We start from the raw sequence: 12,653 nt of genomic DNA, 5'->3' as shown, positions 1-12,653 counted from the left end.
TGATGGTGCATTCGATCTGCCGGGCGCCCGCATCCACCGCGGCCAGGGCGTTGGCGACCGCCATCCCCAGGTCGTTGTGGCAGTGGGTCGACAAAGTGACCCCGTCGATGCCCGGCACCCGCTCCTTCAGTATCCGAATGATCTCGGCCGATTCCTTGGGGGCGGTGTAGCCCACGGTATCGGGGATGTTGATGGTGGTGGCGCCGTTCTCGATCGCCGTCTGCACGGCCGTGCAGAGGAAGTCGCGGTCGGACCGCGTCGCGTCCTCGGGCGACCACTGCACGTCCTCGACCATCGAGCGGGCGTGGCTGACCGACCGCTCGATCTCTCCCAGCACCTGGTCGCGGGTCATCCTCAGCTTGTGCTCCATGTGCAGGTCGGAGGTGGCGATGAAGGTGTGGATGCGCTTGCTGGGCGCGTATTGCAGCGCCTCGAAGGCCCGGTCGATGTCGGCCTTGCCCGAGCGGGCCAGGCCGGCGACGGTGGCGCGCTCGATCACACGCGCGATCTCGCGCACCGCCTCGAAGTCGCCGACCGAGGCGATCGGGAAGCCGGCCTCGATGATGTCGACGCCCATCTCGTCGAGCAGCTGGGCGATCTGCAGCTTCTCGTCGAGCGTCATCGAGGCGCCGGGCGACTGCTCGCCGTCGCGCATGGTGGTGTCGAAGATCTTCACGCGGTCCGATACCGCGGGTTTCGTGTTGTCGGTCATGGTATGGTCTTCCGTCTCCTGGTTGCCGTTCTCAGCCCGGGCGGCGCGTCCCTCACTCCCCTGAGCGCGCGCACCGCGGGATCACGGCACGCTCAGGGGCGGCTAAGCAGGAGGAGCCCGCCGAGGACGGCAGGCAAGGCAGGCGCGGCGATGTGCAGCGCGTTCCGCATGGGGCGCAATATACGCAAAGATCCGCGCGAGGAAAGGGAAAACCTGCGCGAATTTCGGCCGCACCGCATCGGCGCGAAAGGACTTCGCCGTTCGCGGGTTATCCGGTTGCGGCGGGGTCCGAGGTCTCCGCCCGAGTTGTACGTGACGTGTGTTGCATGATGGAGTTGCTGATGTCCGGTGTGTCCCAAGCTGCTGCCACGCCCGAGTTCCTGCGCACTGCCGCGGAGTATCGGGACCGGCTCAAGGCCGAGCTGGCCAAGGTGGACGAGTTCCTGCGCCAGGCCGACCCGCGATCGGGGGCCGGCGAGTGTCCCGACTTCCTGCTCACCGGAGACGACCAGGTGCTCGCCGCGCTGGTCCCCTTCGCGCCGGGCTCGAACGCGATTCACTGACACCCGAGGGCGGGGCCGCCGCGGTAGGCCGGCGGCCCGGCGGGGCGCGCGGCGCCGCGGGTTGCTGGCCGAGCGGGTGCGCCCTCGCGAGGCGCGAAAGGCTTGCCCGATTGACCGGACTGGTTGCATTCGTAGGGGCCGGCCGCATTTGGCATTTCCGATTTTTGCACTTTGGGTTACGCTTCGCTCTGACAACGAAGTTTGAAGAGCGGGTGGGCCCGGATGAGCGTCGGGGTCGTGTTCAAGACATATGTCGAGCGCAGCCTCGAGCGCATCCCGGTGCTGGAGGTGACGCATGAGGAGTCGCACGAGGGGCGGGCCTTCGTGTTCACCCAGGTCATCCAGCGCAACGTCTTCACCGAGTTCGACCGCAAGCTGTCGCGCCACCTGGCGGCGACCCGCGGCGCCGGGTTCCCCGACTTCACCGTCGCGGTGGAGGTGGCCGAGCGCGGCGGCGCTGCGCCGCCGCACCCGCTGGCGCAGGCGCACTACGCCTCGGCGCCGCACGCGCTCAAGGGCATCGCCGAGCGCGCCCTGGGCGAGGACCAGAGCGCGGAGCTGACCATCCACCACAACGACCCGAGCGCGGGCGACCGCGGCGCGGGGACGGGCCGCGTGGTCACGGCCGACGACATCGAGGCGCTGGACGCCGGGCTGGGCATCTGCCGCTATCTGGGCGAGACCGAGTTCCTGAGCATCTCGGGCGACTTCGACATCGTGCTGACCGGCCCGCCGGGCGAGCTGAGGCCGGTGATCATGCATCTCAGGAACGGCTCGATCACCATGCCGTGCCCGTCGGGCGTCTCGATCACGCCGTTCGAGTGCCCGCTGCACGGCTTTGCCGGCCATGTCTGCGAAAGCCTGCTGGCGCAGGGCTACATGGCGCAGGCGCGCCAGGCGCTGGTGGCCGCCAAGGAGGAGGCGGTGGGCGAGTTCCGCCGCGCCGCCGAGCGGCAGATCCTGAACTTCGACCGGGCGCTGGCCGGCCGCCCGCTGGAGGGCCACCGGCTGGACTCGGCCATCGCCCTGGTCGAGCGGCTCAAGGTCGGGCTGGGGGCGAGCCTCGACGGGCTGTCCGAGGACGCGCGGATCATCGCGCTGGATTGGTCCGCCTCGATTGCGGCAGGCGCCGAGGCGGGGAGCTTCACCCTGCCGTACAGGGCAGTCCGGGCCGCGGGCGAGTGAGGGCGGACGCGGCGCCTTCAGGCGAGGCGAGGGAATTCGCGCGAACGAGGGCTGCGGGGCGGGCCAGGCCGCCTGACAGCAGGCCGCCTCGCTGCAGGCCGCCTTACTGGGAGCTGGTGCATTGCGCGGCGGTGCCCTGGGCGCCGCGCTCGCCCGCGTTCCAGCAGCCGCGGAACACCGCGCCGGAGGCATAGGTCATCTCGCCGTAGCCCTGCTGCTTGCCGTCGACGAACTTGCCCGTGTAGACGTCGCCGTTGGGGTAGGTGGCGGTGCCCTCGCCGTGGATCCGGCCGTCCTTCCAGCTGCCCTGGTAGGTGAAGCCGTCGGCCAGCGTGAGCTTGCCCTTGCCGTCGCGCTTGTCGTTGCGGAACTCGCCGACATAGACCGAGCCGTCGGGATAGGTGACCTTGCCCTGGCCCTGGCGCTGGCCGTCGACCCAGTCGCCGTCGTAGACGGTGCCGTCCTTGTAGGTGATCTTGCCCTTGCCGTTGTGGCGCGCGGCGAGGAACTGGCCCTCGTAGACCGAGCCGTTGGCGTAATGCGCCACGCCCTTGCCGGTGATCTGGCCCTTGAGCCAGTCGCCCTCGTAGGTCGAGCCGTCGGCATAGGTGATCTTTCCGTGCCCGTCGGGGGCGCCGTCCTTGAACTGCCCCTCGTAGACCGAGCCGTTGGCATAGGTCGCCTTGCCCTTGCCCTCGATCTGGCCGTGCGCCCATTGGCCCTCGTAGCGATAGCCGGCAGCGCCGATGAAGGTGCCCTGGCCGTCGCGCTCGCCGTTCTTGAACTGTCCCTTGTAGACGTCGCCGCTGGCGTAGGTGACCTTGCCCTGGCCGTCGCGCTTGCCGTCGACGAAATGGCCGGTGTAGCGGTCGCCGTTGGGGTAGGTGGCGGTGCCCTCGCCGGTGATGTGGCCGTCGACCCAGGTGCCGTCATAGGTGAAGCCGTCGGCGAGCTTGACCTTGCCCCTGCCGTCGCGCAGGCCGGCGCGGAACTGGCCCTCGTAGACCGAGCCGTCCGGGTAGGTGACCTTGCCCTTGCCCTCCTGCCGGCCCTTCACCCACTCGCCCTCGTAGCGGTAGCCGTTCTTGCGCGTCAGCACGCCGTAGCCGTCATGGGCGGAGTTCTTGAACTCGCCCTCGTAGCGCATGCCGCCGGGATAGATGGCGACGCCCTTGCCGTCGATCACGCCCTTCTTCCACTGGCCGTCATAGGAGCTGCCGTCGGGGTAGACGATCTTGCCGTGGCCGTTGGGCACGCCGTCGGCGAACTCGCCCACATAGACCGCGCCGTTGGGGTACTTGGCCCGGCCCTTGCCCTGAATCACCCCGTTGACCCACTGGCCGGTGTACTCGTAGCCGTCGGGCGAGGTGTAGGTGCCCTGGCCGTACTGCTCGCCGTTGCGGAACTCGCCGGTATAGGCGGCGCCGGAGTCGTATTGCTTGGTCGCGACCGCGCCGTTCTGGGCCAGGGTCGTGGCCGGGGTTGCGAAGGGGGCGGCCAGGGGGGCGGCCAGGGGGAGGCGAGCGGCGAGGCGAGAGGGACAGCGCCCGGCGCAGCAAGCGCCAGCACGGCGGCGATGACGGCGGTCTGCATAAGGCTGTGTTCCTGCATCCCTTTGTCTGCGCGCACGGAATTGCCCGGCGCGGCGGCGCCCGGCAGCGGCGCGGCGCAGTCTATGTTCCCTTTCCGTCCATGACAACGCTTCTGTGCCGGGCGGGACCGTGCGCCGCAGGCGCCACTTGCGCTGGGCGGCACCGCGAGGCTAATCCGGGGCGCCCTGATCGTGGAGCCGCCGATGCCCTCGCCCGACCGTCTGCGCATCATGCTGGTCCAGGCCAACCCGGTGGCCGGCGACCTCGCGGGCAACCTCGCGCGGGCGCGCGAAGCGCTGGCCGCGGGCGCGGCCGGGGGGGCCGACCTGGTGGTGCTGCCGGAGATGTTCCTCTCGGGCTATCAGGTGCTCGACCTCTCGGTGCGCCCGGCCTTCCTGCGCGACGTGCGCGCGGCTCTCGAGGCGCTGGCCGGCGAGACGCGCGCGGGCGGCCCGGCGCTGGGCATCGGCGCCCCCGTGGCGGCGGCGGGCCGCGACCCCGAGCAGGACCATGCGGGCGCCTTCAACGCCTATCACCTGTTGCAGGACGGGCGCGTGCGCGCCTCGTTCCGAAAGCACCACCGGCCGAACTACGGCGTGTTCGACGAGAAGCGGCTCTATGTCGAGGGCGAGATCTCGGGCCCGGTCGAGATCGCCGGTTGCCGCGTCGCCTTCCCGATCTGCGAGGACATGTGGTTCGGCGACGTGGCCGAGGGCATGGAGGAATCGGGCGCCGAGCTGTTTGTGATCCCGAACGGCTCGCCCTATGACCGGGGCAAGTACGAGGTGCGAGTGCAGCACATGGTGGCGCGCACGGTCGAGACCGGGCGGCCGCTGGTCTATCTCAACATGGTGGGCGGGCAGGACGACCAGGTGTTCGACGGCGGCTCCTTCGCCATGAACCCCGGCGGCGGGCTGATGCTGCAGATGCCGTTCTTCACCGAGGCGACGGCAACCGTCGAGCTGTGCCACGAAGAGGCGGGCTGGCGCATCGCGCAGGCCGGGCTGGCACCGGTGCCCGACCCGGTGGAGCTGGACTATCACGCCATGGTGGTAGCGACGCGGGACTATGTCAGCAAGTCCGGCTTCGCACAGGTGCTGCTGGGGCTGTCGGGCGGGGTGGACTCGGCGCTGGTCGCCACGGTGGCGACCGATGCGCTGGGCCCCGAGAACGTGCGCTGTGTGGTGCTGCCCTCGCGCTATACCTCGGAAATCAGCCTGGAGGACGCGGCGGCCGTGGCCTCGGCGCTGGGCACGCGGCTCGACGAGATCGCCATCGGCGGCGCGGTCGAGGCGGTGACGGCGGGGCTGGCGCCGCTGTTTGCCGGGCGCGCGCCCGACATCGCCGAGGAGAACGTGCAGTCGCGGCTGCGCGCGGTCTATCTGATGGCGCTGTCCAACAAGTTCGGCGAGCTTTTGCTGACCACCGGCAACAAGTCGGAGATGGCGGTGGGCTATGCCACGCTCTATGGCGACATGTGCGGCGCCTACAACCCGGTGAAGGATCTGTACAAGACCCGGGTCTACCAGGCCTGCCGCTGGCGCAACGGCAACCACCGCGACTGGATGAAGGGGCCCGGGGGCCACGTGATCCCCAGCCGGGTGATCGAGAAGGCGCCGACGGCGGAGCTGCGCGAGAACCAGCGCGACGAGGATTCGCTGCCGCCCTACCCGGTCTTGGACGCGATCCTGGAGCGGCTGGTCGAGGACGAGGCCGCGGTCGAGGAGATCGTCGCCGAGGGCTTCGACCGCGAGACCGTGACGAAGGTGCAGGGGCTGCTCTACGTCTCGGAATACAAGCGCTTCCAGGCGCCGCCGGGGGTCAAGCTGACCAAGAAGGCGTTCTGGCTGGACCGGCGCTACCCGGTGGTGAACCGCTGGCGGGACCGCTCGTGACCCGCGGGGCAGGGGCGATGATCCGCACCCGCTTCGCGCCCTCGCCGACGGGGCTTTTGCATGTGGGCAACATCCGCACGGCGCTGATGAACTGGGCGCTGGCGCGGGCCGCGAGCGGGACGTTCGTGCTGCGCATCGACGACACCGACCGCGAGCGCTCCGACGAGCGCTTCGTCGAGGCGATCCGGCGCGACCTTGGCTGGCTCGGGCTCGTGTGGGACAGCGAGGCGCGGCAGTCGGCGCGGCTCGACCGCTATGCCGAGGCGGCCGAGCGGCTGCGCGCGGCGGGCCGGCTCTATGAGTGCTTCGAGACGCCGGGAGAGCTGGAGGCGCGCCGGCGCCGGCAGCGCGCGGCGGGGCGGCCCCCGGTCTATGACCGCGCGGCGCTGGCCCTGAGCGAGGCCGACAAGACGCGGCTGAGGGCCGAGGGGCGGGAGCCGCACTGGCGATTCCTGCTGGAGCGGCGCGAGGTGGCCTGGGACGACCTGATCCGCGGGCCCGAGCGGGTGGACGCGGCCAGCGTCTCGGACCCGGTGGTGATGCGCGGCGACGGGCAGGTGCTCTACACGCTCGCCTCGGTGGTCGACGATGCCGAGATGGGCGTGACGCATGTCGTCCGCGGCGCCGACCACGTGACCAACTCCGGCGCGCAGGTGCAGATCTTCGAGGCGCTGGGGGCGCCGGTGCCGCAATTCGGGCACCACTCGCTGTTGACGGGGCCGGGGGGCGAGGGGCTGTCGAAGCGCCTGGGCTCGCTCTCGGTCGCTGCGCTGCGCGAGGGGGGCGTCGAGCCGCTGGCGCTGGTCAGCTTCCTCGCCCGCCTGGGCTCGGCGCGGCCGGTGGAGGTGGCGGACTCGCTCGACGAGGTGGTGGCGGGTTTCGTCCTTGCCGCCTTCGGCCGCGCGCCGACGCGGTTCGATACGGAGGAATTGCGCCTGCACAGCGCGCGGACGCTGCGGGCGCTACCCTATGGGGAGGTGAAGGAACGGCTGGAAGCTATTGGCGTACTGGATGAAATCGCGCCCGCCTTCTGGCAGGCGGTGGGGCCGAACCTCGACCGCTTTGCCGAGGCGGAAGACTGGTGGGGCATCTGCCGCGACGGCGCCGAGCCGGTGGTGGCGCCCGAGGACGCGGACTTCGTGGCCGAGGCGCTGGCCCTGCTGCCGCCGCGGCCCTGGGGGCCGCAGACCTGGCGCGAGTGGACCGAGGCGGTGAAGGCGCGCACCGGGCGCAAGGGGCGCGCGCTCTACCGCCCGCTGCGGCTGGCGCTGACGGGGCGCGAGCACGGGCCGGAGATGGCGGCGCTGATGCCGTTGCTGGGGCCCAAGCCTTGACAGGGCTGCGAAATGGAGCGATTGGAGGCGGCCATGAGCACCGCGATCTGCATCGGGATCTGCATTAGCCGCTGACATAGGTCCGCGGCGGTGCGCGCTCTTTACCTCTTTTTGTAAAGATGAAGACCGGCCCGCCGCGGGAGGAGCCACCACGCGCGAGCCGAGGACATGACGGATATCCAGCTCTACAACACCCGGACCCGGAAGAAGGAACGCTTCGCGCCGCTGAAGGCGGGCGAGGTGCGCATGTATGTCTGCGGGCCCACCGTCTATGACCGGGCGCATATCGGCAACGCCCGTCCGGTGGTGGTGTTCGACGTGCTCTACCGGCTGCTGCGCCATGTTTATGGCAAGAATGCCGTGACTTACGCGCGGAACTTCACGGACGTGGACGACAAGATCATCGCCCGCGCCCAGGAGACCCGGGCCGCCGGCGAGACGCTGGAGGCGGCGTGCCGGCGCATCACCGAGGAGACCATCGGTTGGTTCCACGACGACATGGACGCGCTGGGCGCGCTGAGGCCGACGCACGAGCCGCGCTGCACCGCCTACATCCCCCGCATGGTCGGGATGATCGAGCGGCTGGTCGCGCGCGGCTGCGCCTATGCGGCCGAGGGGCACGTGCTGTTCGACGTGACGAAATACGATGCCTATGGCCGGCTGTCGCGCCGCTCGCTCGAGGACATGCAGGCGGGCGCGCGGGTCGAGGTGGCGCCCTACAAGAAGAACCCGATGGACTTCGTGCTGTGGAAGCCCTCGACGCCCGAGCAGCCGGGCTGGGAGAGCCCGTGGGGCCGCGGCCGGCCGGGCTGGCACATCGAGTGCTCGGCCATGTCCGAGGCGCTGTTGGGCCAGACCTTCGACATCCACGGCGGCGGCATCGACCTGCTGTTCCCCCATCACGAGAACGAGGCGGCGCAGAGTTGCTGCGCCAACCACACCGAGGTGATGGCGAATTTCTGGATGCACAACGGGTTCCTGCAGGTCGAGGGGGAGAAGATGGCGAAGAGCCTGGGCAACTTCTTCACCGTGCGGGATCTGCTGGACAAGGGCGTGCCGGGGGAGGTGATCCGGTTTGTGATGTTGATGACTCACTACCGGAAGCCACTCGATTGGACTCAGCGGCGCGTGTCCCAAGCAAAACGAGAGTTGATGGCATGGGCACGGCAAACCGATGGTTTCCAATCCGTTGCGCATGACTGGATCGATAAGCGAGGTAATGAGGCAGTAAGTCGCGAGGTTCGAGACGCCTTAGCGGACGATCTAAATACCCCAAGCGCAATCGCAGTGTTGCGGCACCATTCAAACCTGGCCAATGAGGGTGTATTTGAAAGTTCCGTTCAACTTCTAGTCGATCTTTGGTTTTTGGGCCTGATCGATGAAGAGAAGCGTGGGGAAGTTTTTGCAGGAACCTCAGCGGGCTCTGCGCCTTTTGGTCGACTTAATCAGGAAGAAGTAGTGCTAATTTCAAGGATAATCGAACTCCGTTCGAGGGCGCGTCTTCGACGTGATTTTCAAGAAGCAGACCGAATTCGAGATATTTTACAGAGCGCAGGAGTGTCAATCGAAGACACCCCTCAAGGTCCCCAGTGGACTGTAAAAGACTATTTCGATCCGACGAATCTGCAGGCACTCGAATGACCAAGGAACGCCTCTACCTCTTCGACACCACACTGCGCGACGGGCAGCAGACGCAGGGCGTGGACTTCTCGGTCGCGGCCAAGGCGCGGATCGCGAAGGGGCTCGACGAGCTGGGCATCGACTATGTCGAGGGCGGCTGGCCGGGCGCGAACCCGACCGACAGTGAGTTCTTCCGCACGCCGCCGAAGCTGAAGCACGCCACCTTCACCGCCTTCGGCATGACCAAGCGGGCCGGGCGCTCGGCGGCCAATGACGAGGTGCTGGCCGAGGTGGTCAACGCCGGCACGCCGGCGGTCTGCCTGGTGGGCAAGACCCATGACTTCCACGTCGAGAAGGCGCTGGGCATCACGCTTGAGGAGAACCTCGAGAGCATCCGCGAGAGCGTGCGCCACCTGGTCGCCGAGGGGCGCGAGGCGCTGTTCGACGCCGAGCATTTCTTCGACGGCTACAAGGCCAACCCGGACTATGCGCTCGCCTGCCTCGACGCGGCGATGGAGGGCGGCGCGCGCTGGGTGGTGCTGTGCGACACCAACGGCGGCGCGCTGCCCGGCGAGGTGGGCGAGATCGTCGCGGCCGTGTGCCAGCGCATCCCCGGCAGCCATGTGGGCATCCACACCCACAACGACACCGAGCAGGCGGTGGCCAACACCTTCGCCGGCGTCGAGGCCGGCGCGCGGCAGCTGCAGGGCACGCTGAACGGGCTAGGCGAGCGCTGCGGCAACGCCAACCTGGTCTCGATCATCCCCACGCTGTTGCTCAAGCCGGCCTATGCCGGGCGGTTCGAGACCGGCATCGCGGCCGACGCGCTGCCGAAGTTGCGCTCGCTGTCGCTGCTGCTCGACGAGCTTCTGAACCGGCAGCCGAACCGGCACGCGGCCTATGTCGGCTCGGCCGCGTTCGCGCACAAGGCGGGGCTGCATGCCTCGGCCATCGCCAAGGACCCGGCGACCTACGAGCACGTGGCGCCCGAGGCGGTGGGCAACCGCCGGGTGATCCCGATGTCGAACCAGGCGGGGCGCTCGAACCTGGTGCGCCGGCTGGCCGATGCCGGCATCGAGGTGGCGCCCAAGGACCTGCGGCTGGGGCGGCTCTTGGCCCGGGTCAAGGAGCTGGAGGACCAGGGGTTTGCCTACGATTCGGCCGAGGCGAGCTTCGAGCTTCTGGCGCGGCGCTTCCTCGGGCTGGTGCCGCGCTATTTCGAGGTGGATCGCTATCGCGTCTCGGTCGAGCGGCGCAACGACCCCGAGCGCGGGCCGGTGACGGTCTCGGAGGCCGTGGTGGTGACGCATGTGGACGGGCGGCGGATGATCTCGGCGTCCGAATCGATCGACCCGCTGAGCCATTCCGACCAGGGGCCGGTCAACGCGCTGTCGCGCGCGCTCAGGAAGGACCTGGGCGGCTACCAGAGCTATATCGAGGGCATGCACCTGGTGGACTTCAAGGTGCGCATCATCGGCGCGGGGACCGAGGCGGTGACGCGGGTGCTGATCGACTGCGCCGATACCGCCGGCAACACCTGGACCACGGTCGGGGTGTCGCGCAACATCGTCGATGCCTCGTTCCAGGCGCTGGAGGACGCGGTGATCACCAAGCTGATCCTGGCCGGCGCCCCGGGCGCGCGATGAGGCCGCCGGAGCTGAGCGCGCCGGCCCGGATCGTCCGGGCCATGGACCCCGACCTGTTCCACGCCGCGCTGTTCGCGCCCGAGCCCGGGCGCGAGCGGCTGATGGTGCTCTATGCCTTCGATGTCGAGCTGAGCCGGGCGGCGGAGAAGCCCTCGGAGCCACTGGTCGCACGCATGCGGCTGCAGTTCTGGCGCGAGGTCGTGGAGGCGGCTGGGGCGGGCGGCGCGCCGCGCCAGCACGAGGTGGCGCAGCCGCTGCACCGGCTGGTCGCCGAGCAAGGGCTGCGGGGCGCGGAGCTGGCCGCGCTGGTCGAGGCGCGCGAGATGGAACTCGAGGGCGCCATGGACGAGCACCGCTTCGCCGAGTGGCTGGACGCCCGCTTCGGCGTGCTGACCCGGCTGGCGGTGCGGCTGGTCGCCGGCGAGGACGCGGCGGCGTTGCGGGCGGCGAGCGCGGTGGGCCACGCCCTGGGCACGGCCTTCGCGCTGCGCACGGCGGCGCCGATGGCGGCAGGGGGCGGGCCGACGTTGCTGCCCGATCTGTCCGGCCCGGACCTGGCGGCGCTGGCACGCGGGCGGACCGCCGAGCACGCGCGGGCCATCGCGCACAAGCTGGCCAACCGGGGGCTGGGGCTTTTGGAGGCGGCGCGGGAGGAGCGGCCCGAGGTGCCCCGCGCCGCCACGCCGGCGCTGCTGCCCGCCTGGCGGGCCGAGCGGGTGCTGCGCCGGGCAAGGCACCCGGGGCTGGATCTGGCGCGCGACCTGGCGCGCGAGCGCGACGACCGGGCGCGGGGGCTGAGCCTGGCCTGGCGGGCGCTGAGCGGGCGCTGGTGAGGCCAGGGCGAGGCGCCCGCGGGGGGCGAGGTTCGGTCCCGGTGGCCCCAAGGAGACAGCCCTGCACAGGTGTCCACGTGTGGACACCGTGTTAAGCATCTGAAATCATTAGAGTCTCGAGTCGGACCGATCTCATGGTTAACGGAGCGCTGTGCCTTTCCGGCGGCGCGATCCTTCCCTTCAGTGGCGGCCGGTTCGGTGAGTGCGGGTCTGCCTCAGCGGCGCCTGAGCACGTAGACGGTGGCCTCGAGCCCGATGCCGGGCAGGTGCGGCCCGTGCTCGCGCATCAGGCATTCGGCCGCGCCGCTTGCCACCACCGCGTCGACCTTGCCGGGGAAGGCGGGCTCGGCCAGCGCGTGGTCGTTGAGCGAGAACACGAGCAGGCCGCCCGCGGGCAGGAGCGCGAGGGCCGTATCCACCGTCTCGGGCGGGGCGTGGCCGGGGTTGATGACGCCCACGGCGGCCATGGCGGCATAGGCGCCGGCGGCGACCGGCAGGGGCGCCTCGGCATCGCCGGGGAAGAGGCGACGGTAGACGCCCGTGCGCGCCCGGGCCCGCGCCAGCATCTCGTCGGAGAGGTCGGTGCCGTCGATGGTGGCAAAGCCCGCCTCGCGCAGCGCCATGCCGGACAGGCCGGTGCCGCAGCCGATGTCGAGCACCGGCGCGGTGCGGTCCGGGGCGAAGCGGGCAAGCGCCCGTGCGCAGCGCCCCGGGGTGGCATAGCGGTTCTCGGCCAGCTCGGCGTCGTAGCTGGCGGCCCAGTCGTCGTAGTGGCGCCGGGTCTCCTCGGTCGAGTGCAGGTCGTAGGCCGCGTTGAGGAACTTCGCCGGCTTGTCCGTCATCTCGCGCCTCCCGCCCGGCACGATAGGGGCGGCGGCGCGGAGGGTCAAACGGCCTCGCGCCCGCGGCGATCACGGACGACCGGAAAAGCGCAGATAGAAAGCCCCGAACACCAGGACGATGCCGATATTCACCAACAGCCGTGCCCAGAACTGGTGTCTGAAGAACGCCAGATCCACGCCCACTATGGTAGCCACCATGGCCACGACGTAAAGCACGACAGCCATCCGTGTGCCCATTTCGACACCTCTCGGCGACGCCGCCAGTAGGCTGTTCCGCGGCCCGGCCCTGTCGGGCCCCGTTGCCCGCGCGTCCTGCGGCGCTGCGGTCTCTTGCATAGCCCAAAAGGGGGCGTGGGCGCAAGCAGCCGTTGCGTTCGCCATGGCCATGGCAGGGGACGCGATCTCGGCATATCTCGTCGATCATGCGCGCG

11 protein-coding genes are annotated in these 12,653 nt (G+C 69.9%); 7 read left to right on the top strand and 4 right to left on the bottom strand.

Going from position 1 to position 12,653, the window contains the following annotated elements; genetic code table 11:
• The coding region (locus AC32QD_RS04120) for a hydroxymethylglutaryl-CoA lyase-like TIM-barrel protein (protein WP_492009215.1) at positions 1–712 on the bottom strand (712 nt) is incomplete at its 3' end.
• 341 nt (positions 713–1,053) lie between these two features.
• On the opposite strand from AC32QD_RS04120, the gene AC32QD_RS04115 reads away from it, so the two are divergent.
• Entirely contained in the window at positions 1,054–1,275 is a 222-nt protein-coding gene (locus AC32QD_RS04115) for a hypothetical protein (RefSeq protein ID WP_492009214.1), read from the top strand.
• Positions 1,276–1,497: 222 nt separating this feature from the next.
• Positions 1,498–2,460, top strand: coding sequence for a hypothetical protein (locus AC32QD_RS04110; RefSeq protein WP_492009213.1), 963 nt, complete (start codon positions 1,498–1,500; stop codon positions 2,458–2,460).
• A gap of 103 nt (positions 2,461–2,563) precedes the next feature.
• Here the strand turns inward: AC32QD_RS04110 and AC32QD_RS04105 are convergent, their stop codons facing one another.
• The gene (locus AC32QD_RS04105; RefSeq protein ID WP_492009212.1) at positions 2,564–4,159 is read right to left on the bottom strand and encodes an MORN repeat-containing protein; all 1,596 of its coding nucleotides are present in this window, start codon (positions 4,157–4,159) and stop codon (positions 2,564–2,566) included.
• A gap of 96 nt (positions 4,160–4,255) precedes the next feature.
• On the opposite strand from AC32QD_RS04105, the gene AC32QD_RS04100 reads away from it, so the two are divergent.
• From AC32QD_RS04100 to AC32QD_RS04080, 5 genes are all read left to right on the top strand, one after another.
• The gene (locus AC32QD_RS04100; RefSeq protein WP_492009211.1) at positions 4,256–5,947 is read left to right on the top strand and encodes an NAD+ synthase; all 1,692 of its coding nucleotides are present in this window, start codon (positions 4,256–4,258) and stop codon (positions 5,945–5,947) included.
• A gap of 17 nt (positions 5,948–5,964) precedes the next feature.
• The gene (gltX, locus tag AC32QD_RS04095; RefSeq protein ID WP_492009210.1) at positions 5,965–7,281 is read left to right on the top strand and encodes a glutamate--tRNA ligase; all 1,317 of its coding nucleotides are present in this window, start codon (positions 5,965–5,967) and stop codon (positions 7,279–7,281) included.
• A 168-nt stretch (positions 7,282–7,449) separates the two neighbouring features.
• On the top strand, positions 7,450–8,922 hold the full coding sequence (gene cysS / locus AC32QD_RS04090) for a cysteine--tRNA ligase (protein ID WP_492009209.1): 1,473 nt from the start codon (positions 7,450–7,452) through the stop codon (positions 8,920–8,922).
• Entirely contained in the window at positions 8,919–10,547 is a 1,629-nt protein-coding gene (gene cimA / locus AC32QD_RS04085) for a citramalate synthase (protein WP_492009208.1), read from the top strand. The genes cysS and cimA overlap by 4 nt, the downstream gene beginning before the upstream one ends.
• Positions 10,544–11,380: a squalene/phytoene synthase family protein gene (locus AC32QD_RS04080; RefSeq protein WP_492009207.1), complete on the top strand. Its 837-nt coding sequence runs from the start codon at positions 10,544–10,546 to the stop codon at positions 11,378–11,380. The genes cimA and AC32QD_RS04080 overlap by 4 nt, the downstream gene beginning before the upstream one ends.
• 215 nt (positions 11,381–11,595) lie before the next feature.
• On the opposite strand, the gene AC32QD_RS04075 is transcribed toward AC32QD_RS04080, so the two are convergent.
• Together AC32QD_RS04075 and AC32QD_RS04070 are read right to left on the bottom strand one after the other, a co-directional pair.
• Positions 11,596–12,222, bottom strand: coding sequence for a class I SAM-dependent DNA methyltransferase (locus tag AC32QD_RS04075; protein WP_492009206.1), 627 nt, complete (start codon positions 12,220–12,222; stop codon positions 11,596–11,598).
• 69 nt (positions 12,223–12,291) lie between these two features.
• Positions 12,292–12,438, bottom strand: coding sequence for a hypothetical protein (locus tag AC32QD_RS04070; RefSeq protein ID WP_492009205.1), 147 nt, complete (start codon positions 12,436–12,438; stop codon positions 12,292–12,294).
• Between the last annotated feature and the right edge of the window lie 215 nt (positions 12,439–12,653).

Source organism: Thermohalobaculum sp. (genome assembly GCF_058622915.1).
The sequence above is the reverse complement of the archived record's forward strand: the minus strand, read 5'-3'. Positions and strand labels throughout refer to the sequence as shown.

Bases quoted from the DNA above. Each gene is read 5' to 3' on its own strand.
- AC32QD_RS04080 (WP_492009207.1), top strand. From the start codon at position 10,544: ATGAGGCCGCCGGAGCTGAGCGCGCCGGCCCGGATCGTCCGGGCCATG.
- AC32QD_RS04115 (WP_492009214.1), top strand. From the start codon at position 1,054: ATGTCCGGTGTGTCCCAAGCTGCTGCCACGCCCGAGTTCCTGCGCACT.
- AC32QD_RS04075 (WP_492009206.1), bottom strand. From the start codon at position 12,222: ATGACGGACAAGCCGGCGAAGTTCCTCAACGCGGCCTACGACCTGCAC.
- gltX (WP_492009210.1), top strand. From the start codon at position 5,965: ATGATCCGCACCCGCTTCGCGCCCTCGCCGACGGGGCTTTTGCATGTG.
- AC32QD_RS04100 (WP_492009211.1), top strand. From the start codon at position 4,256: ATGCCCTCGCCCGACCGTCTGCGCATCATGCTGGTCCAGGCCAACCCG.
- AC32QD_RS04110 (WP_492009213.1), top strand. From the start codon at position 1,498: ATGAGCGTCGGGGTCGTGTTCAAGACATATGTCGAGCGCAGCCTCGAG.
- cimA (WP_492009208.1), top strand. From the start codon at position 8,919: ATGACCAAGGAACGCCTCTACCTCTTCGACACCACACTGCGCGACGGG.
- cysS (WP_492009209.1), top strand. From the start codon at position 7,450: ATGACGGATATCCAGCTCTACAACACCCGGACCCGGAAGAAGGAACGC.